Below are 21,440 nucleotides of genomic sequence, written 5' to 3' on the forward strand. Positions count from 1 at the left end.
ATCCGTGTTTGATCCGTGAAATTCCGTGGCCAGAAACTCCGGGCACTGACGTTTACGGCTCGCCGTGCTCTGCTTCTTCACTCTCAGCGCATAAAAAAACCCGGCCCAGAGCGGCTAACTCTTGGGCCGGGTTCTCAATATCAATTCGGCAGCTTGCTCACGTATCGATTGCTCGATTCGCTTTGCTGACTTCTATACCAAACACAAGGATTGTCCCCATTACTTTTGAGACCGTCACCGGTCTCAAAGATTTCAACATTGCTCGTTACTTGTTGCCGAAGCAACTAGTTTCTTGCAATGCAGTTCTAAGAAATCCTTAGAAAGGAGGTGATCCAGCCGCAGGTTCCCCTACGGCTACCTTGTTACGACTTAGTCCCAATCACGGAGTTGACTCTAGGCGCCTGCCTCCTTACGGTTAGCTCGGCGACTTTAAGCCCCCCCCACTTTCGTGGCTTGACGGGCGGTGTGTACAAGGCTCAGGAACATATTCACCGTGGCATGCTGATCCACGATTACTAGCGATTCCGGCTTCATGCAGGCGAGTTGCAGCCTGCAATCCGAACTGGGGCATACTTTTTGGGATTTGCTTGCTCTCGCGAGGTAGCATCCCTTTGTATATGCCATTGTAGGACGTGTGCAGCCCAGGCCATAAAGGCCATGAGGACTTGACGTCATCCCCACCTTCCTCCGGTTTAACACCGGCAGTCTCTTTAGAGTCCCCGACATGACTCGCTGGCAACTAAAGACAAGGGTTTCGCTCGTTAAGGGACTTAACCCGACATCTCACGACACGAGCTGACGACAGCCATGCAGCACCTGTGCACGTTTCACCCGAAGGCAACTAACCCGCTTTCACGGGCAGCATCCGTACATGTCAAGGCCTGGATAAGGTTCTTCGCGTAGCCTCGAATTAAGCCACATCCTCCACCGCTTGTGTGAGCCCCCGTCAATTCCTTTGAGTTTCAGCCTTGCGACCATACTCCCCAGGCGGAGCACTTAACACTTTCGCTGCGATCGAGAGCCTATGGGGGGGCCCTCAATCAAGTGCTCATCGTTTACGGCTAGGACTACCGGGGTATCTAATCCCGTTCGCTACCCTAGCTTTCGTGCCTCAGCGTCAGAAGAGACCCAGTAAGCCGCTTTCGCCACCGGTGTTCCTGATGATATCAACGCATTTCACCGCTCCACCATCAGTTCCGCTTACCTCTGTCTCCCTCCAGCACGGCAGTATGCAGCGCAATTCCTCGGTTGAGCCGAGGGATTTCACACCGCACTTACCGCACCGCCTACGCACCCTTTAAGCCCAATAATTCCGAATAACGTTTGTCGGGTTCGTATTACCGCGGCTGCTGGCACGAACTTAGCCCCGACTTCCTCCTAGAATAGATCAAATCTGATTCTTCATCAGACCTTTCTCCTCTACGACAGCGGTTTACAACCCGAAGGCCTTCATCCCGCACGCGGCATTGCTCGGTCAGGCTTTCGCCCATTGCCGAAGATTCTCGACTGCAGCCACCCGTAGGTGTCTGGGCAGTGTTTCAGTCCCAGTGAGACGGGCCACGCTCTCACGCCCGCTATGCATCGTAGCCTTGGTAGGCCATTACCCTACCAACAAGCTAGTACAAAGCAGTCTCCTCCCAAGGCGGAATCACACCTTTGATCCGGGGATATTATCCGGCATTACCTGCAGTTTCCCGCAGCTATTCCGGGCCTTGGGGTAGATAACTACTCGTTACTCTCCCTTTCGCCGCTTTCCGAGTTTCAAAGCAAGCTTCAAAACTCTTCTCGCTCGACTTGCATGCCTAATCCATGCCGCCAACGTTCATTCTGAGCCAGGATCAAACCCTTCAATTAATGTATACTTAGCCTGCTGTCGCCGTGCGATTCGATGAATCGTTGGCTAGGCAAGTTTAAGAGCCTTAATTTTCAGCGTTTGAAAACAACATTTGCGGGGAATTAATCCGCAGTGTTGCATGTACAATCTTGTGCTGGCAAACAACTCTCGAAGACCTTGCGGTCTTCAGAAATTGAATAGAAGTCACTTACCGAATTGTCAAAGAGCAAAATTACTTTCAAGCTAATAACCGCCTGAAAGGTCTCTCATGTGTTTCCCAGGCGATGCCTGCGATTGCATGTGAGACTCGTGATTCTACCAATCGACTGTTAGCTGTCAACAGGTCACAAAATAACTTTCAAATATTTTTAGCTCGACGCAGAAAGTGCAGCAAAACAAGGGAGTTTTACGACTATGCCGAGTTGATGGCTGTTTCGTCAGCTTATGAATTTATCGAAACAAACCTGACAGCTTAACTTTCGTGAATCGCCAGACTAAGCTGAGTCTCGTTGGCCGATCTTGTCTGTAACGACGCAGTTTCCCGCTAATCGCAATATCAGGATGCAAAAATGGCTTGTCGAGGTGTTCGCGGCGCGACCACGGTTGAGAAAAACGATCGCGAGGAACTCTTGCAAGCGACTCGCCAGTTGCTGGCGCTGATGTTGCGGCAAAACGGCATCGAGGCGGCGGATGTTGCTAGCGCGATTTTTACCACGACTCCCGACATCGATGCTGAATTCCCGGCCCTAGCGGCGCGGCAATTGGGCCTCTCCGACGTACCGCTGCTCTGTGGACACGAGATGGCCGTTCCAGGGAGCTTGCCGCTCTGCGTGAGAATTCTGATCCACTGGAACACTGACAAGCCTCAGACCGAGATTAAGCACGTCTACGAGCGTGAAGCGAAGCGCTTGCGGCCGGATATTCAATCGCTACCGCCGGTGGACCTCGAGGAACTAGAGACCTGGATCAAAGAAAAAATGAAGTGCGGCTAAAGCGGCGTCCGAGAACCCCAGCCAAGCTACTCCACAGCAAAACTAAGGCGCAAGGTTCGGGCACGATATCCGCGCTGCTCAAGTGTTCTTTCGCAGGCAAGCTGTGTTCGCGCTGCCAAATCAGGAAATCGCGACCGTCCGTGTCGCCATCGCCGTCGGCGTCGCCGCCGCGATTCATTCCGTATGAGTTCTGCCAAATTGAGAGATCGCCTGCATTCACGCTGGCGCTGTAGTTGAAGTCGGCTGTGAGTGAGTAGTCAAAAGCCGATCGTTGCCAGGCCAGAAAGTCGCGGCCATCGGTGTCGCCATCGCCATCGATATCGCCGCCGGCATTGATACCATACGAACGCAACACCCGAGCGAGATCGTCACTATCGACGTCAAGATCGCCGTCAAAATTCGCCGGTGTAACCAGCTTGGCCGCGAGTTCTGGTAAGCCAGTTGAAGAATTCAACGTCGGGGTGACTTCGATGTTGAAATCTCCGATCGCCGCTAATGTGCTTCCCTGGAGCCAGTTCTCGCGCAAGATTTCGAAGTCGTGTTGATCGACCTCGCCATCGTCGTTGAAATCACCGTCGGCGTAGCCTCCCGCGCCGTTCCAGTTCCCTTGCAGCGTGTAAAAGTCGTTGAATTCGACCTTGCCATCGAGATTGGTATCGCCGGGAATCCACGCGGTCCATTTCATCAGTGGATCACCAATCACTGTGTTCACATAGGAAAGTTGCCGCGTGGCATTCCAAGCCGCTTCCACAAAAGTGAGCCCACCCTCGCCGGGCTGCGCATCCGCTTTGGGAAGCAAACTGCGAAACAACATGTCTTCATTGGTCACATTGTCGGCACCGTTTAAGGGCTCGTGAACATGGCCGATTCCCGCCGTACCGCCGATTTCGAGCCACTCTGCCACGGATCCTTGGCTGCGACTTGCCGAGGGATCAAAACTCGAAGCATTCCAGCTTTCGTGCGTTAGGAATACGGCACCTGGAGCCAGATCAAAGTTCAATTGGTTCCGCACATAACCAGATTCCAAGCCGCCAGCACCGTCGTTGGTGCCATGGCTTACATATCCGCGAACTGGCAGGGCAGCGGTTGTGATTGGATTGTCGGTGTTGTCATAGAGTAACTGATAGCCAGTCGACTTAACGGCACCCAACAGCCCTGGTCCTGGGCCACCGGGAATATTGTCGATCATTTGATCGGTCGCGGCCGAGGGATCGTCATCGGCAACAATTGTGAAGGCCCGCGGCAGCACGACGACATTCTGCGCCTGATCGATCGAAGCTTTAACCGTTTCCACGTCAAAGCCATCGAGTCTTGCTGACAAGCGTATGTCGCCGTTAAGCGGATCGGATCCCGCACGAAGGAATGGCTGATTCGTGTTGTAATAAGGATTGGAGGCAGGTTTGGGATCGAGGTCGGGAAAGCCGGTGTATATAAATTGGTCGCCCATTGCATTTCTTGAGGCAATCGAGTCAATGCGCGTAAGCTCGCTTTCCAGGCTGGAATATCGCCGCCAAAGAAGTGTCGTGCTACCCGCGTCTTTAACTCCCGCATCGATTTTAAGAGGCAGTCCCTTAGTCGTGACAATCACATCAATGGAATCGGGGATATTTGAAATGGCCGAGAGGACTTGCGGGCGGATGACGCTGAGATAATTGTCGGCGGTGACAAGTTCCGACGTTGAGCCAGTGAGAATGGAATCGATGCCGGTTAGTCCGAGCAGATGGACGCCGGGTCGCGCTTGGTTGTAATAGTCGGCAATTTGATATCCAGGGCCAGCCAGCCCTTGATCCGCATTGTAGAGAACCAGCACATTGTCGGCATTAATTCCGGCATGTGCTGCGAGCGGAGCCAAAGCGATGCTGCAAACAATCAAGAAGCGTATCCAATAGACGGCATCAAGGCCGCGATGATGCCTAAACTGGATAGCAGAGTTGCAGAGCATTTAAGGAGTACGCCCGCGGCTGGAGACATGGTCGGTAAGACCATTCTACACGTTTCCCACAGCGTGAACTCCAAATTCACCTGACGGCTCCTGACTCGATGCAACTCCTTGCACATCGCCCGTCGGATCTTCCGACTGAGACAGAACTGAACTCTCCTGAACTAGTTTGAGAAACTAGCGAGACACTTTTCTAGTACCCATCAAACCCACGCAACCAAACAACGCGAGAAGAGCTGCGGAGGGCTCGGGAACATCGAACTGGAAGATCCGGTCGCTGATACTAGCCACCTGCGCAAATCCACCTGCAAGTCCCGAACTTAGAGCAAGAAAATCCAATTCGGGAGCAAAAGGACTGGTGAAGATCAACAAGCCGGTCGTATTGCCAGCCTGCAACGCGGAATTTCCGCCGAAAAACCAAGCCATGGACGTCGTGTTATCACCGCCACTTGTCGGAGACTTTTCAGTCCCGGCGCCCGTGGACAGGAACGATGCCGCAGAGATCGAGCCACGTGCATCGGTGGAATCGACACCAACCGTCAATGTGCCAATGCCGGGCGAGGCCGCCGACACGGACACGACCTGATAGACGTAGATCACTTCCCCAGGAGCAGCCGGATTGACTTGGGCGATGGCTTGCGAATCAAGATACTGTTGAAACTTTGGACCGGGAGCAAAAGCTGCCCAATCGACTTGAGCGGTTACAGTGTTGCTCAAGGCCGAAGCCGAAATATTAACGCTGCCATGCCACCGACCTGCATCGGGACCAAAACCGTCGTTCAGGGCAAGGTTCGTCGTTGCCAGCGGACCTGCGATTGCAGTCGAAGCAATTGCGGCTGAACAAATGGCCAAAATGGCTAGAGAAAACGTACGACTGGCGTTGATGAATGACATTGGTTATTGACTCCGATTCAACCTTTGAGTGCCCGATCTTAAGTAGATTACGAATAACTCTTGGAGCGATGAGCGAATAGTTCGGCTCATATCTCACGACAGGCGAACACGTCTCGTTAGGCATGACCCAGCGAAGCATGAAGCTAACAGCAGTATCGAAGCGGGTTCGGGTATAGCGATCTGACCAGGGGTGGGAACACCGAGCACAAAGGCCGTTGTTCCGCCATCGACAGTGAGCGAACCACCGATAATTGGCAAATTGGGTGACGAGAAAGCAAGCCCCCAGCTACTGTTGTCACTTGGGATTTCCGGTGAAAAAAGCCATTGAGCATTGGGGGTAAACGACGCTGAGGAAGCATCTTGATCGCCGATGTCAAAAGTTCCGATTCCGCTTGCCGGATTCGTGATACCCACTATCTCAGCAGATACACCAAGTGGGCCCGTCACATGCACTTGATAGGTGTACACCAAAGGCCCCGTAGGAACGTATCCCAAGCCAGCAAAATTTGAGTTGAAGGCATTTGCTGTGAAGACGGCGTAATCGATGGAACCACTGAGGCCAACGCCGTTATTGAATGGGACGGTACCTGTCCAACCAGGAAGTTCGTCGCCAGTCAGATTTAAGACACCTGCTTGAGAAGTTGGAGCTAAGGTAGCCAACAGCGCAAGAATAGCGAGAAAGTGAAAAAGTCCTTTAGATGTTGTCCTTGTCATTAGCGTACCCCTCTCAAAAGGTGTGCCTATCTAAATTGCTGTGTTGACTAACCGACAGACTTATGTGTTTGACGAGATTTAATCTTGCAGATGCCACCCAACAAAGTAGCGACCGCACCGAAAAGTTTGCGAAATCCATATTCGGCAATAAACCGCAGGATCCACGCTGACATTCGTGAATGTACCAGCAGTCAATACCGTGTCAATCAACCGGACCGAGTTTTCGTTCGAATTTCTCCAGATAACGCCTCTTACCCACCGGTAAGAGGGGGGTGAATAGATAAAAATTGCCGATAGGTGGGACAAATCGGGCGCTGGAGGGTCATTCAGCACTTTGCGCACAGCGAAAACCCACATGAGACATCCCCGTGTCCGGCGCCCCTCCGTGGCGGGCACTAGGCCGATACCGCAAGCAATAGGACTCGTGGCATAAAAATGACCCCCCTTTTTGCACTTTCAGCTTGGCGAACGGTTGTTGAGGATCGTTCGTTTTTTCAGGGCTTTTAGGGTCCACGACCAATTCTGCGGCGGCCAGTCGCGGATGCAGATCGCGGTCATACCAATCATCGCACCACTCCCACACATTCCCCGCCGTGTCGTAGAGACCGAAGCCATTGACCGGAAAAGATTTGACGGGAGCTGTCCTGGCAAAGCCATCGATCTCTGTGTTGGTTTGTGGGAATTCACCTTGCCAGATGTTGGCCATGATAAACTTGTCGGTCGGCGGTTTGTTGCCCCAAGTGAAATCTTGTTCTTTAAGCCCGCCCCGCGCGGCGTATTCCCACTCAGCCTCCGTGGGCAACCGCTTTCCCGCCCATTTGGCATAGGCCTCGGCGTCAAACCAAGAAATGTGGACCACGGGATGATCTTCGCGCCCTTTGATCGAACTTCCCGGTCCTTCGGGATGCCGCCAATCGGCACCCTCGACCCATTGCCACCATTGGCTGAAGTCGTCGAGAGGCACTTTAGCTTTGGGAGGTGAGAAAACCATCGAAGCTGCCACCAGCATGTCCTCAGACGGCGGAGGAGTGCCGGGTGGAACTTGGCTCATAATTTCTTCCAGCGTAGGAGCTTTCTCTGCCGTGGTGACGTAGCCGGTTTCTTTCACGAATTTCGCAAACTGCGCGTTTGTAACTTCGGTTTCATCGAGAAAAAAACCGCTCACCCGCACTTTGTGAGCGGGGCGTTCATCGGGCCAGCCAATTTCCGAATTCGTACCCATCTGAAAATCGCCCCCCGGAATCCAGACCATTCCCGGAGGTGCTTTCTTAGCTTCTGTTTGCGCGGTGAGCGTCGCTGTTGGGGTGGCTTGTGCTAGTTCGTTACGAGAAGCAAAGCCAAACTTATAAACCCCCAGAAAAATTCCCAACAATAGTCCACCTGCGAATAACGCAGCGAAATAGGGGTTTCTGAACGCGGTTGGCTTATCAACGTGATTCATGGACAATCTCGGATTGTTGAAAGCAAAGCTAAGGAAAGCCTGTCGATCGGCAGGCCTAACAGATGAAGCTGATTCGATTCACTTTACCCACTGATTATACGACCCGTCTGGAAGACTGTCTGACCCAGAACGACATAGATTTTCTGCAGTTGGATTTTTCGCGGTGCTCTGAGCAAACAAAGCCTACGTCTAGCATATTTGCTGACGATTTCAGGTCCTATTGGCGGGATATCCACAAAGCCTTGTATTTAAGCCCAACGCTTCAAGTCGTCACCAACGCCGGTGGAAATCATGTGGTGACCTTTATGGAAGAATTTGCCGAGTTTCTCGCGGAACATGGCAGTGCCGACATGCCGATTGCCGCGATTCGGGGCAGTAATCTAATAAACTCCCTGGAACAGTTCGTTCCCCCGGACCTTATAAACAAAAATCATAATGTTCTTGCGGCCCAGGTCGAAATCGGCGCGGGGCCGATTGCCACGGCCCTGGCCGAAGGGGCCCGAGTTGTCGTGTGTGGCGACTATGATACAACCGCTCCCTTTCTCGCAGCAGGCGTCAGCGAAGGGTTTAGCTCTTGGGAAGACATCAGCCAACTAGGCCAACTCGCCGCCGCGAGCCAGTTTTCAGAAATGCTTGTGGAGACGTTTTCCGACGGGACGGTCAAAATCGAATCTGGCGCTAGTGGCCATCTCGATGTTGTTCAGAAATTGGGAAGCGTGCGACACGCTGATTTAGCTTGTGATTATAGCCATTTGGAACTGACGCCAAGCCGTGGGAGCATGACCATTTCCAATGTCGAAGCTGAGCCGCAATCCGGTGCGTGGAATCTCAGACTGACTTTTGATCGAGGTTATCAGCTCGAAGTCTTGATTTCGACCGAGGGTGACCACCATGCACAACTGTCGCGGTTTTGCGAACAAGAAATTTCGCCAGAAAAATTCAATTTGAAGGCTTACATTTCTAACTATCGAACAGAACCGCATGAATATCTGGAAAAACTTTCCTACCAAGGGGCAACCTTGGCGGAATGCCAGCAATTATTATCTGCGATAGAATCTTCCTTAAGGCAGAACGGCTGGGGCGCAATTGTCGAGCCGCGCCCAACCATCGAAATGATTCAGAAAACTGAGTGGCATCTGATACCACGCGATGAATTGACTCTGGCGGTGGAGACCCGTCCGGCACGTGAATGGTTGTGAGACAGCGATGTATATGCAAAGTTCCTTGGTGGAAGTCAAAATTACAGGCGAAGTCGGCACGGTTATTCTCAACCGTCCGGATCATGGCAATGCCCTCGTGCGTGTGATGGTCCATCAGTTGACCGAGGCGTTTGACGATCTCTATCGCGAAAAGCGCGTCCGAGCGATCATTCTCACCGGGGCAGGGGAGTCTTTCTGCAGTGGTCCCGATCTCGAAGAAATTAGCGACTCCTCACAACAGCGTGCGGATTGGGCTGATTCCGAAGATCGTTGGGGCGAGGATGCCGCCGACTATCGCGATTTGCTGCTTCGGATGCTGGAACTCACCAAGCCGATCATCGCCGCTGTGAATGGCCCAGCCTTGTCGAGTGGTGCTGGTCTCGTGATGGCCAGTGATATCGTCGTGGCGGCGCCTGAGGCGACCTTTGGGCTACCTGATCCTCGCCGTGGATTGGTGGCAGGAGTGGTTGCTCCGCTTGTGTGTCATCGGCTGAGTGCCGGGCATGCAGCCCGTTTGTTGCTTTCCTCCACAATTGTTTCATCCCAGGAAGCGGAACGTTTGGGAATTTTTCATGAAATTACGACTTCGGACAAAGTTTGGGCACGTGCTGCCGAGATAGCACGGGAATGTGCCGAAGGAGCCCCCGAAGCCTTGCAACTCACCAAGCGACTGCTCAACGAAACGATTGGCGAGCAACTCGAAACACAGCTTACCGCGGGAGCCGTGATGCAAGCCACGGCTTTTACCACCGAGGCCGCCCAAGAAGGAATCGCGGCTTTTCTTGCCCAGCGCAAACCCGAATGGAAATGAAGTCAATAAGCGGCTTGCTTCCACGTTCCGGGAGCCAATTCCATTTCGGTGCCCGAAGCAAACCCGGGCGGAGCGTTCGTGAAATAAGTCGACTTATACAATAGAGTTAATGTACCTTGTGTCGACACATCGTTTCCCACAACGAGCGAGCCCTCAATCTTGGTTTGTTTATCTGTATAAAGGTCATCAGTAATGTAGACGATTCCTGAAATCGTGCCGGGATAACTATCGTTCATGTCTGAATCCGCGCCATTCTGATAGGGCGTGTGGCTAGGATTGAAGTTTACGCCCACCGAGGCTTCATTCAGCGCGACGTTTTGTTCCCATTTCATGACGACGTCCCCCTCGACCATCAAGGCGGGAAAGTTTGCCACAGCCGGCTGCCAGACGATGCTCTTCTCTATCTCGATTCCAGCCGTGGCATTGAGAAAGACGAGTGTTCCTTGGATGCGACAGTCAAGCAGAGTGATCTTGTTCCCATAACAATTGATGACATAGATCCCCTGGGCATTGGCAACCCCTGAGCCATAGGGATTATTTGAGGAACTCAAAACGACCTTCTCGATTTTTTGTCCCGGAAGCTGCCAGATAGAGATCGGAGTGCCGTTGGCGATGTAATACTCAAACACGCTATCGGGATCCGGCATTTCCAGCGCGGGATTCATGCCGTTCGTTCGTGTGCCGGATACGTTGCCTGAAACTGTTCCCACGGCCTGGGCATTGCCTGTCACGGCAGCACTGCCGTTGGTCGCGTTGATATTGCTGTTCGAGCTAATGACCTGATTCGTAGTGATACTTCCTTGTGGAACTATGTCCCCTCCGGCGTGAAGCGATGCGCCCAAACAGGAGAGACCCTCGCCATTGGGTTGCAGCATAACTTCAACGACATGACGGGCGTTGCCCGCGGTGCCGACGCAGCGAATGGTCACTGTATCTTCATCGTTGTCGTCGAGGTCGCCGTCGGTATCCGTCAACGTGAAATCGAAAGATTGGCTGCTCATTCCCGAAAGGCCAAGTGCCGCCGTGAGATTGCCCACGACATTAGTAGCCCCGCTGTCGTAGTTTTGTCGCCATTGGGGGTCGCTCTTAATTTTCGCCAGAACGCATTCCACGCCCGAAACAGCAGCCAGACGGGCCCGTGCTATCTCGTCGAGCGCCACCGCTTGCCGCGTTTCTACCCGCGCAACGTGAACTGACGAAATCCCCATCACCGCCACGATGATGGCCACGCCAAGGACCGCGACGTACACACTCCCTGCTCGGCTTTTTCGCGTTGTTGTGAGATTGCGATTCATGCTTATTCCGCGTCGGGCGTATGGTTGAGGAGATTAACACCCATTCGGGCTGGATTCGAGTCAGCTCCCAGTTGCAGTTCTGCACCGATCCAAGTCACGGCTATGGTGTCGACTGCGGGTGACTTTTCCAGCACTCCTTCTTGGAAGCGGTATCCCACAAGTTGGGTGGCTTCACCCGCGGGAGAAGTCACGGTCACTGTGATACGCTTGAGTCCCGTGTCGCCCAAGATCCAAACCAGTCCTGTGGATACCTCGATCCATTCGACTTGGGCCTGTGTACGCCAACCGGCGAAAACTGGCCGAACGGTACCACTTTTGGTTCGCAACCCAACGGCATTTAAGCCGTTGTAGTCGTCGACGTCATCAAAGGTGGCTCGATTAGTAGTAGATTCGCCACTTTCCGTGCCGAGAAGACTGGTCGTGGCGGTTGGGTCTTTGTACGGCATCGCCATGATTTCGGCCATCAATTCATGGGTTAAACTCATCCCGCCGAGTCGATCAGCATTTAAACGATGGGTATGAAAAACGGTTCCCACGGCTTCAAGCGCGGCTACGAGCATGGCGCCCATGACTAGTGTGGCCACCACAACTTCCAAGAGAGTTAAACCTGGCTTATGATCCGAGCGATTAGGTGAAAAGCGTTTCATCGTTATTCCACTTCTTGGGGTGCGATGGCAATTGTAACCGACGTATATTGCTCGGTACCGACAAGTACAAATAACGATGTTCCTGAGGTTCCAGGTGTCGACTGTATCGTGTAGGCGGCTGCACCCGAACTGCTGCTGATCGTACTCGTACTACTGGCATCAGCGGTAATCACCGTGTGTCCTACAAGTCCGGGAACATCCGTTAATGCGAAACGACAACTGTCAAACCCACCGAGTCTAAGAATCATCGCATTCGACACTGTTGTCGTGACCGCCGGAGAGAGTGGCGAAAGAACCCCCAATGCTCCGCCTACCGAATCAACTGCAAAGGCGTGAATCGTGTTATTCGTGTTGGAATCGTGACCACTAAATCGCATAATCCATGAATAGGATTGTCGCGATCCGGTCCAACTGAATGTGTAGTTTGAGGCTTCAGTGCTGGAAGCCATCTTCCACCAGACACCAAAAGTTTGTTGCGCACTTCCGCTGACGTGAGCACCGGGCCCTTTGTAAATCAAGTTCCATCCGCTGGGCGCATTTAAGGAGCTACGTGCTTCACCATCCAGGGAAACAGCGGCAATCAGTAAGCTTCCTTCGATTGTTCCAGCAGGCTTCGTAACGACGGAACTCGTGCCGGATGTGGATTTACGTTCCTCAAAGTTTTCAAAAACGACATTCGCCGCGACGGGCGCCGACATCGCTTCGGCTTCCATCACCCGCGTGAGACCTTCCAGATTGAAGTTTTGAACGTTCACCGCAATGTTGATGACGCTGCCCGAGTTGTATTGATAGGTAAGCGGATCACCTGCAGTCCCTGACCACGCATAGCGAATCGTCTCAGGGGCGTTGTCTCCGTCGCGATCGGGAACCGTGAACGTGATCGCCCTTGTGGTACGCTCGGTGAATGAGAGCGCCATCCCCACGTCGGCCATCAAGTCGCGAATAATAGTTGCCGCCTGGGCGGATTGCCGTGCGGGATCGTCCGCGGTCGGTAGAGCCTGACTCGATATGTACAGCGAACCCGCCAAGCCAGCGACCAAAATGACGCTGGAGGCCATGGCAACAACTAACTCAAGCAGTGTTAAACCGTTTCTATTCATTAAGCGTTACTAAAGAACCGTGACTTGGCCCAATTCATCGACACTAAGCGTTTGAGTCAAGTTGCCAGAACGCACGACAATTGTTCCGGTGTTCACGGGGCGGCCATAAATATCGAAGCTCAAGATCGCCGTGCTATTGAAATTCGCGGAAACCAATTCACATTCGTACTCCGGGCTCGCGAGCGAAAACTGGTAGGTCCGCGAACGTCGGTCAACGTCGTTGACGCCGGTGAGCGTGTAGGAATTCGTCGCGGTGTCAAAATTGATCGCTTGTGTCGTGCAATTTTGCTGAGCATAACGTCGGGCTTGGCGGATATCGGCGGCGATCCGTTGTGCGACGCCTTGTAGCCGAAAGCTGGCCAAACTTTCCGCATATTTGGGAGCCGCCACCGCGGCCATAATGGCCACGATCAACAGCACAACCATCAGTTCGATCAACGTAAACGCGTATCGCACCGACTTTTGATTTGCGATCCGCAACGAATTGCCAAAGCTCGAGGGGGACATGAAATTTCCCTCATCGCAAAGTTATTCAGCGGTGCTGCCAGCAAGACTCGCTTGCCAGGCATTCGCAGCCAGGGTCTTGCGGCTTGGCAACGGTGGCCGACGATACTCCCCGCGAATCTCGATGATGTCCGGCAGGATACGCAGGAATGCGTCGATCAATCGTGAGTCCCATTGTGTTCCCGCGCCATCACCGAGAATTTCGATGGCTTTCTCGACTGGCATACCCGCGCGATAGGGGCGGTCCGAAGTCATCGCATCGAACGAATCCACCACGGCCAGCAATCGACCTTCCAACGGCGTCTCCTCGCCTTGAAGATTGTCGGGATAGCCTTTGCCGTCGTAACGCTCATGATGATGGAGCACGCCTGGCAGGACATAGGCGAACTGTTCGAGTTCTTGCAGGATAGCCCAGCCCAAATCGGGATGCTGCTGAATCTCGGCAAACTCTTCGTTAGTCAGCGGACCGCATTTTTTCAATACGGAATCGCTGATGCCGATCTTCCCCAAGTCGTGCAGCAGGCCGGTCAGGTAAATTTTTTCGCATTCTTCGTCGGCGAGTCCAATTTCTTGGGCAAGTCGCTTGGCATACAACGCCACTCGCTCACTATGACCACATGTATACGGATCACGCGAATCAACGGCGGAAACAAGCGTTCGCACCACGCTCACGAGCAAATTTTCGCGTTCTTCCAGCAACGCCAAGTTGTTGGCATGGGAAGCCAACATCGCCGCGGCGGTACAGAGCAGCGATGCCTCACGGGTGCCCAGTTCGTGTTGGCTTAATTTCCAACCCACCTCGGCACACAAGGCAGCTTGCCGTCCGCTGCGATTGATTGCCAGCAGCCAACCAATCTGGGCAATGGTCGACGAAACCGGCACGATCGCCAGTTCTTTGATGCCGGTCAGGCCATAGCCCAAATCTTCTGGATTGATCGAGTTGCGCACCAACGGTCGGTCACCCATGAGTTGCGAAAGATCCCGTGTAAGTGATTCGAGTTGCCAAGGCTCAAATGCAGGGATTTCGCTCGCCGTTTCACTCCATGCGGCTTTGACATCGGGCTGATCTTCGCGGCCATCAAGGAAGTACAAGTGCTCGACGCCCACGATCTGGCCCAGTAGCGACAGTGTATAATCGGTCAACCGCGTAAGTGCCTGATTGCTTTCTTCAAGCGTCAAGTGCTCGGCCATCGAACGCAAAAAAGTGAGTTCCTCGAAGTCTTCGCTCACCTGCCGCAAGAACGCTGAGTTCTCTTCGCGGAGCCGTCCCAACTCTTCTTCATGCTGGCTAACTTGTTCGTTTTGTTGCAAGGCGTAAAGCAGCACTTTGGGATTATCTGTCTCTATGAGACATGTCAAAGCAAAACTCTGGCGGCGATTCAAATCGCGTTTGGGAATGACTATGAGATAGTGCCCGGAGTCTGTTTCTTCGATCGCCGGTTGTTGCGACTTCCAGGCATTTTCAAGAATCTCGTTTTCAAGAACGCCCTCATACTTCGATGAATCGTTGTCAGTTGACAACTCCCACGAACCATCCACGCGAACCCACACATCGAATTGAATTTCGAGCGTATTCTCTAATTCCACAATGCTTTTTACGCGGCGGAATTGTTCCACGTCGGGATTGGCTAAGGGAGTCGTCATCTTCACTTCCTCAATCATTTCAATACATGAGCACGCTCACCCAACCCATGTGGCAAAAGCACATCAGTCGTTTGTCGTGACTACTGAGAAGAATAGCTTAGTAAACAGTCCTTGCGGCATTCTCGGTCCCTGCCAGACGATGGGTAAGGTTTGTGAGTGATGTAACGGATAGTTGGCTTTGTGATTCGGAAAACCGTATGCATCATGTATCGTTCGCAAGCTATCTATTTTCTAGTCCGTCAAGTTTTTCGTTGTAAGAATCTTGAAAAACGGAACTCTTTGTTGAGAGCGAGCTACCATTTTTAAGGAATGCTCAATATCGATATCGTCTCTACTACTTTGTAAGAGGGCTGCAAAATGTCTCGACGCCGTAATGGTTTCACTTTGATCGAACTTGTTGTCGTGATTTTGATTCTCGGAATTCTGGCTGGCGTGGGAGCTCCCAAGCTGTTCTCCACGTCGGGCTTGGCTACCGAAAATGGCACGCGGCAAACGCTGTCCATCGTGCGTGACGGAATCGAGCTGTATGCCGCCGACAATGGCGGTCAATTTCCCGCCTGCACGGGCGACGGCACGGGAGCGGGTAATTTTCACGAATTTATGAGTGATTACGTTCGTGGGGATTTTCCAGACAGCCCTGTTGGCTCACAAGACAACTTGGTGAAGCCATCGAGTGCTGATCCTTTGGTGCCAGATGGAACAACCGGTTGGATGTACAACCCAACCACGGGCGAATTCATCAGCAATAGTACAGATGCAACTCCTTCTGGCTCCGGTCAATACAGCGATCTATAAGAAACGCTCCCAGTTTGAATCGAAAGAATTGACCACCTAAGAATCGGCAACACATGGCAAAGAAAGCGCTAATCGTCGACGATAACCTGGCTTTGGCCAGAGTGACACAGTTTGCCCTTGACCGGGCGGGCTTTGAAACTCAAACCGCCAGGAACGGGCGATTAGCGCTCGAAGCCGCCCAGCTGATGCAGTTCGACGTGGTCGTGACCGACCAACAAATGCCGGAACTCACGGGTATCGAGTTGTGTAGTGAATTGCGTAAGCTGCCCGGCTATCAGGATTGTCCGATCATTTTGTTGACGGCCAAGGGATTGGAATTAGAGCTCCCGCGCTTGCGCGAGGAGCTGGGAATCAGCGGCGTGTTTTCCAAGCCCTTTAGCCCCGCGGCGGTGGTCCGCGCGGTTGAGGACTTGCTCAACACGTACGTCTAACTCTTGGGCACTCACCGACCGTGTTTCCGACGCAGACCAGCCATGTTTTTCCGCCGTCCCAATCTGGGTTTGCCTCGCAGGGTGGTTGCCTACTATCTGCTATTCTGCGTTATTGCAGTGGCATGGCTTTCGGTAGGTGTGCTCGTCACGTCTCACAGCGTTCTTAACACGCGGGGCGTTAATTCCAGCTTATCTCGTCTGGGGAAGCTCACTGCCGCGCTCGAAGTCGAATACATTCGCGGTGGTTTGACCAACTTGCAGTCGTTGGTCTCGCAGGCGAAGTCCGAATTTCGTGCCCATTATTGTTCGATTGAGTCCCCCACAGGCAAATTCCTTGCCCATAGCAATCCCCAGTTCATTGGGCAAAAAGTTCAAGAACATGAAGGCAGCCATCTCCGTTGGGGGAGCATCACCGGGGTGCGATTTACTGACGAAGCTGGCAAGACGCATCAAGAGTATCGCGTAACCCTTATGGCTCACGGGCAGCCGTTCGGTTCGCTCAGAGTCGCCGTGTCGGAACCAAGTCTTTGGTGCACTTTTAGCGAGGTCGCTCGCTTGGCGCCGATCGCTATTCTGATTCCGCTCGCGGTCGTCGCTCTGGGTGCGGTCGTGCTTGGCCGTGTCACATCACCGATTTCGGAAATCAGCAAGCAAATCCAACATCTGGCTGAATTACCACAGGAAGCCAGCGTCGAGCTCACAACAGTTCCCGTGCATGACACGTTCTCATTAGGCTGGAATCGCATTGTCGAAGCGTTGGCTCGTCTCCAAGAAAACCCGGAGAACCAATCGCTCGAACAACGTCTCCAGGCGGCGACCTCCTCGCGTCGCGAAAGTCAGCACGCCGACATCTTGCAAAATCTGCCGGAAGGCGTGGCGGTCACCGATATGGAAGGCCGCATAACTTTCGTAAATCGCGCGGTGGCCTCGTTGCTGGGCGAAACCGTTCCCGAGGGAACCGAAATGCAAAAGTGGTTGTGCACCAGCGACGACACGACCGAAGCCGCGCCGCTGCTTGATCCGCAGTTGGCCTCGCGACCAGCGGTGTGCGAATTGCACCGTCATGGTGAGCATGCCGACCGCGTGCTGCGTGTCTCTAGGCAGCCGGTCAAGAATCCTCGCATTCAAGGTCAGGTGTGGTGCCTGCGTGATATCACACAGCAAAAGCTCGCCGAAAAGATGCGCGATCAGTTCATCGACACGGCCACACACGAGCTGCGCACACCGTTGTCGAATATCAAGGCTTACGCCGAGACAATGGTCACCTGCGACGAGATCGACGTTGAAGAACAAAAAGAGTTCTGCAACATCATCAACAGCGAAGTGACTCGACTGGCACGCTTTGTCGACGATCTGCTCAGCATCAGCAGCATGGAAATGGGTTCGTTGAGCATCGACAAGCAAAAGGTCGAAACCGCACGATTGCTGGAAGAAGTGCTCGAAAAAGTCGATCCCGTGATGCAGCAAAAGAGCATCACCTTCACGGCCGAACTGCCGGAGAAGATGCCAGAGGTGCGGCTGGACAAGGACAAGTTCATCGCCGTGCTTGTGAACCTGTTGGGTAACGCCGCCAAGTACACCCCCAACGGCGGCCGCGTGACTTTGCGCGTCAAACTCGACAATTCCCTCATGCAAGTCGACGTGGAAGACACGGGTGTCGGGATTGCTCCCGAGGAAGTATCTAAAGTCTTCGAGAAATTTTTCCGCAGCAGTGATCCGCGCGTACAAAACGAAACGGGCACCGGTTTGGGATTGTCGCTCGCTTGCGAAGTCGTACGGATGCACGGCGGTGAGATCACCGTCGAGAGCATTCTCAATCAAGGCAGCACCTTTACGATCACAATTCCGGTGGAGTGATAAGCATCATGTTTGCCGTCAAATCGCAAGGCGCCGTCGAAGTGATCGTTCCCAACGTTCCTCTGAAAGGGGAATACGTGGGTGAACTCATGGAAACCGTACAACATTGCTTGCCCGATGGTTTGCCCATGCTGGTGTTGAATCTGCATGATGTGCCTCTCTTGGATAGCATCGGGCTCGAAGCGTTGCTCGATGTCCGCGATCTCGTGGCCCAACGCGGTGGGACGGTCAAATTGGCATCGCTCACCCCGCTGACAAACGACATCTTGCGTGTGAGTGGGCTGGCCCAACAATTTGAGGTCTTTGCTGATGAAAAGGCTGCCGTGAGGAGCTTCGTTCAATGAGCACGATCACGGTCGTCGACCAAAAGAAAGAACCGCTGCAAGATCTGACCGTACCGTTGGGATTGGACCCCAACGATCGCCAGATCGACGTGCTGACCACGCGCGGTCCGCTGGGCCAGCGTCTGCTCAGTGCCGACTTGATTCGCGAGGAAGAACTCGAAGCCGCCCTCAAGAATCAAGTCGAGAAAGGCCAAAAGCTCGGCGAATCGTTGCTGGAACTTGGGTTTGCCAGTGAAGAGCAGCTCCTTCCATTCGTCGAAACCCAAATCGGTGTGGTGGGCGTGCGACTCCGCGAAGGCATTCTCGATCCCGAGGCCGTGCAGATCATTCCGCGACCGGTCGCCGAACGCTTGGGCGTGCTGGCTTTGTTTCGCGTTCGCAATGAACTGGTGGTTGCCACCGACGACCCGACAAATCTCGACACAATCGATTGCGTCGAACGGCTTACAGGTTACGACGTTCGACCCGTCTTTGCGTTCCGCGCGTCCATCAGCCGCATTCTCCAGCGGGCTTATGAAGACGGGTTCCATGTCGACACGGTGACCGCCGACATGGACGAGTCGGCTGTCGAGTTGCAAGTCGATGCTTCGGAAATGGACGTGGCCTCGGTTCATAACTTGGTCGACGGCAGTCCGGTGATCAACCTGGTGAACTACCTCATCCTGCAAGCCATCCGCAAGCAGGCAAGCGATATTCACATCGAACCCAACCGCAAATTCGGCACAGTTCGTTTCCGTATCGATGGCCAGTTGATTGAAATGTTGCGTCCCCGCCGTGATATTTTCCCGGCCATTGTTTCGCGTATCAAAGTGATGTCGAAGCTCGATATCGCCGAGCAACGCACGCCACAAGACGGCCGCTGTCAGGTCGTGGCCGACGGCAAGGAAGTCGACTTACGCGTGTCGACCTTGCCCACGGTGCTTGGCGAAAAGATCGTGATTCGCGTGCTCGATAAACAGCGTCTCACGTTTAATTTGGACCGTTTGGGCATTCCCCACAACACGCTTTCGCTGGTCAAAGACCTGCTGAAAAAGCCTTATGGTTTGGTCCTGGTCACAGGTCCTACGGGTAGCGGAAAAACGACGACTCTGTATTCCGCGCTTGAACTGATTAAGTCGGTCCACCACAACATCGTCACTGTCGAAGACCCGGTCGAATATCAGATCGAATTGGTCAACCAGGTGCAGGTCGATTCGGGACGAAACGTGAGTTTTGCCACCGCACTTCGCTCGATTCTCCGCCAAGACCCCGACGTGATCATGGTCGGTGAAATCCGCGATGCCGAAACGGCCAAAGTTGCCGTCCAGGCGGCACTTACCGGCCACTTGGTGCTTAGCACGTTACACACCAACGACAGCGTGAGCGCGATTACACGTATGACCGACATGGGAATCGAAAGCTACAAGCTCGCCGCTGCCCTGGTGGGTGTGATCGCCCAACGGCTTGTGCGCACCATCTGCCCGCATTGTCAAACGTCTTACTTTCCGAGTGCTGAATATCTGGAAGCCTTGCACTACCGCGGCGACAAACGACGGAGCTTTTCCCGCGGAACCGGTTGTCGCGAATGCTTCGATACGGGCTTTCAAGGCCGGATTGGTATCTACGAAGTACTACCGTCGAATGCCGAGTTGCGGAAGTTGATCGGTGAAGAGGCGTCCTTGGAAACCGTGCGGGAATGGTTCCGCAAAGAACAGCTTCCCGACTTGCTGCAATGCGGCTTGCAACTGGCAGAAAAAGAGAAAACCAGCCTCGAGGAAGTGGCCCGCGTGGCGTTCGTCGAATAACGCAGTCAGCGAAAGATTATGGCTACCTACAACACACTTAACGCGAAACTCCCGATGCGACCGTTTACCGCGAGTCAGCCGGAGAAGCGGTCCGCGCAGGACATGCTGGAGTTGACCGAATGGATGTCGCCCGCCGCGGCTACTGTCGGAAAGAAACGCACATCCGGCCGCGGCGTTCGACCGCAAGACATCGCGGAGTTTACATCGCAATTATCAATCATGGTCCGTTCCGGGATCGACGTCGCAACGGCGTTGAACTCGTTGTCGTCACAATGCCAAAGACCCGCGTTGGCCGAAGTCCTCAACAGCGTGCATCAGTCGGTGATGGCTGGAACGACGCTCTCGGAGTCTTTGCGCCGGCACGAAGCCGTGTTTGATGCCGCCTTCGTGGCCACCGTCGCTGCGGGCGAAGCCTCGGGCTCGCTAGCCGACGTGTTGATTCAGCTCGCTGAGATGCAAAGGTCGGAGCTGCGCAATCGCCGCACGATGCGCACGCTGTTGACTTATCCAATCTTGCTGTTTGTCGTGTCGTCGTCGGTGGTCTTGGGTTTGGTGATCTTTGTGTTGCCGCGGTTTTCCAAGATTTTTGAGCAATACGACATGACGCTCCCTATTGTGACGCAAATCCTCATAACCATTGCGTCGGAATTGCGCACTCATTGGTGGTTCTGGGGACCGCTCGTGGTGGGCAGCGTGCTGGGAGCGTTGATTTGGCGCAAAACGACTGCGGGCCGACTAATGCTCGATTCCTTTTGGGTCCACGCAATTGTGGTCCGTGACGTGACTCGTGCCAGACTGACCGGCCGCATTTGTCGGTTGCTGGGAATGATGCTCTCCAACGGCGTGCCAATTCTCGAAGGAGTGAGGCTCACTCGCAATGCGATTCACAATTCGTTGTATCGCGCGCTGCTGACCAAAGTGGAAGAAGCGGTCATCAACGGCCGCAACGTAGCCAGTGTATTACAAACGACGGACATCATCCCTCGTTCCGCGCGCGACATGCTCATGACTGCCGAAGCGACGGGCAATATCACCGAAGTGAGCCAACTGTTGGGCGAATACTACGAGGATGAGGCCGAAGCACGCATGCGACAGATCGTGGGATACATCGAACCCGCGCTGACGGTCGGCATGGGTGCGGTGATCGCCGTGGTGGTGTTGGCGGTGATGCTTCCCGTGTTCGATCTTTCGACCTTGGCACAAAAAGGTCACTAA

General features: G+C 53.7%; 18 protein-coding genes and 1 rRNA gene. 9 read left to right on the forward strand and 10 right to left on the reverse strand.

What is annotated here, in order from left to right; translation table 11 throughout:
* Nucleotides 1-320: 320 nt before the first annotated feature.
* Nucleotides 321-1,854 (reverse strand): 16S ribosomal RNA (locus SH678x_RS15240).
* A gap of 549 nt (nt 1,855-2,403) precedes the next feature.
* Here SH678x_RS15240 and aroH point away from each other — a divergent pair.
* A complete protein-coding gene (aroH, locus tag SH678x_RS15245; RefSeq protein WP_496919313.1) occupies nt 2,404-2,826 on the forward strand; it encodes a chorismate mutase in 423 nt (140 codons plus the stop codon).
* On the opposite strand, the gene SH678x_RS15250 is transcribed toward aroH, so the two are convergent.
* The 4 genes from SH678x_RS15250 to SH678x_RS15265 all read right to left on the reverse strand — a co-directional run bounded on the left by SH678x_RS15250 (nt 2,801) and on the right by SH678x_RS15265 (nt 7,814).
* Complete coding sequence (locus SH678x_RS15250) at nt 2,801-4,768, reverse strand: hypothetical protein (RefSeq protein WP_496919314.1); 1,968 nt, start codon at nt 4,766-4,768, stop codon at nt 2,801-2,803. The two genes, aroH and SH678x_RS15250, sit on opposite strands and share 26 nt — an antisense overlap.
* Before the next feature lie 174 nt (nt 4,769-4,942).
* Nucleotides 4,943-5,659: a hypothetical protein gene (locus SH678x_RS15255; protein ID WP_496919315.1), complete on the reverse strand. Its 717-nt coding sequence runs from the start codon at nt 5,657-5,659 to the stop codon at nt 4,943-4,945.
* 93 nt (nt 5,660-5,752) lie between these two features.
* A complete protein-coding gene (locus SH678x_RS15260) occupies nt 5,753-6,373 on the reverse strand; it encodes a hypothetical protein (RefSeq protein WP_496919316.1) in 621 nt (206 codons plus the stop codon).
* Between the two features lie 322 nt (nt 6,374-6,695).
* Complete coding sequence (locus SH678x_RS15265; protein ID WP_496919317.1) at nt 6,696-7,814, reverse strand: formylglycine-generating enzyme family protein; 1,119 nt, start codon at nt 7,812-7,814, stop codon at nt 6,696-6,698.
* Between the two features lie 62 nt (nt 7,815-7,876).
* Here SH678x_RS15265 and SH678x_RS15270 point away from each other — a divergent pair, with 62 nt between their 5' ends.
* Nucleotides 7,877-9,013 carry an acyclic terpene utilization AtuA family protein gene (locus SH678x_RS15270; RefSeq protein WP_496919318.1) on the forward strand — a complete coding sequence of 379 codons (1,137 nt, stop codon included), beginning with the start codon at nt 7,877-7,879 and terminating at the stop codon, nt 9,011-9,013.
* A 13-nt stretch (nt 9,014-9,026) separates the two neighbouring features.
* Entirely contained in the window at nt 9,027-9,824 is a 798-nt protein-coding gene (locus SH678x_RS15275; RefSeq protein ID WP_496919319.1) for an enoyl-CoA hydratase/isomerase family protein, read from the forward strand.
* A gap of 2 nt (nt 9,825-9,826) precedes the next feature.
* Here SH678x_RS15275 and SH678x_RS15280 read toward each other — a convergent pair whose 3' ends face one another.
* The 5 genes from SH678x_RS15280 to SH678x_RS15300 are packed head-to-tail and all read right to left on the reverse strand — an operon-like array spanning nt 9,827 to nt 15,014.
* Complete coding sequence (locus SH678x_RS15280; protein WP_496919320.1) at nt 9,827-11,119, reverse strand: hypothetical protein; 1,293 nt, start codon at nt 11,117-11,119, stop codon at nt 9,827-9,829.
* A gap of 2 nt (nt 11,120-11,121) precedes the next feature.
* Nucleotides 11,122-11,766 (reverse strand): type IV pilus modification PilV family protein, encoded by a 645-nt coding sequence (locus tag SH678x_RS15285; RefSeq protein WP_496919321.1) that lies wholly within the window; start codon nt 11,764-11,766, stop codon nt 11,122-11,124.
* A 2-nt stretch (nt 11,767-11,768) separates the two neighbouring features.
* The gene (locus tag SH678x_RS15290) at nt 11,769-12,824 is read right to left on the reverse strand and encodes a hypothetical protein (protein ID WP_496919322.1); all 1,056 of its coding nucleotides are present in this window, start codon (nt 12,822-12,824) and stop codon (nt 11,769-11,771) included.
* Nucleotides 12,825-12,875: 51 nt separating this feature from the next.
* Nucleotides 12,876-13,373: a pilus assembly FimT family protein gene (locus SH678x_RS15295; RefSeq protein WP_496919323.1), complete on the reverse strand. Its 498-nt coding sequence runs from the start codon at nt 13,371-13,373 to the stop codon at nt 12,876-12,878.
* A gap of 21 nt (nt 13,374-13,394) precedes the next feature.
* On the reverse strand, nt 13,395-15,014 hold the full coding sequence (locus SH678x_RS15300; protein ID WP_496919324.1) for an HD-GYP domain-containing protein: 1,620 nt from the start codon (nt 15,012-15,014) through the stop codon (nt 13,395-13,397).
* A gap of 357 nt (nt 15,015-15,371) precedes the next feature.
* Between SH678x_RS15300 and SH678x_RS15305 the strand changes: the two genes are divergently transcribed.
* From SH678x_RS15305 to SH678x_RS15330, 6 genes are read left to right on the forward strand one after another with little or no spacing between them, the layout of a single operon-like run.
* The gene (locus SH678x_RS15305) at nt 15,372-15,809 is read left to right on the forward strand and encodes a type II secretion system protein (protein WP_496919325.1); all 438 of its coding nucleotides are present in this window, start codon (nt 15,372-15,374) and stop codon (nt 15,807-15,809) included.
* A 53-nt stretch (nt 15,810-15,862) separates the two neighbouring features.
* Nucleotides 15,863-16,240: a response regulator gene (locus SH678x_RS15310; protein WP_496919326.1), complete on the forward strand. Its 378-nt coding sequence runs from the start codon at nt 15,863-15,865 to the stop codon at nt 16,238-16,240.
* A gap of 42 nt (nt 16,241-16,282) precedes the next feature.
* On the forward strand, nt 16,283-18,097 hold the full coding sequence (locus SH678x_RS15315; protein WP_496919327.1) for a PAS domain-containing sensor histidine kinase: 1,815 nt from the start codon (nt 16,283-16,285) through the stop codon (nt 18,095-18,097).
* Nucleotides 18,098-18,105: 8 nt separating this feature from the next.
* Nucleotides 18,106-18,441 carry an STAS domain-containing protein gene (locus tag SH678x_RS15320; protein ID WP_496919328.1) on the forward strand — a complete coding sequence of 112 codons (336 nt, stop codon included), beginning with the start codon at nt 18,106-18,108 and terminating at the stop codon, nt 18,439-18,441.
* Nucleotides 18,438-20,225, forward strand: a complete 1,788-nt coding sequence (locus SH678x_RS15325; protein ID WP_496919329.1) for a GspE/PulE family protein — start codon at nt 18,438-18,440, stop codon at nt 20,223-20,225. The genes SH678x_RS15320 and SH678x_RS15325 overlap by 4 nt, the downstream gene beginning before the upstream one ends.
* A 54-nt stretch (nt 20,226-20,279) precedes the next feature.
* The gene (locus tag SH678x_RS15330) at nt 20,280-21,440 is read left to right on the forward strand and encodes a type II secretion system F family protein (protein WP_496919330.1); all 1,161 of its coding nucleotides are present in this window, start codon (nt 20,280-20,282) and stop codon (nt 21,438-21,440) included.

The sequence above is a fragment of the Bythopirellula superficialaquae genome (assembly GCF_059632245.1).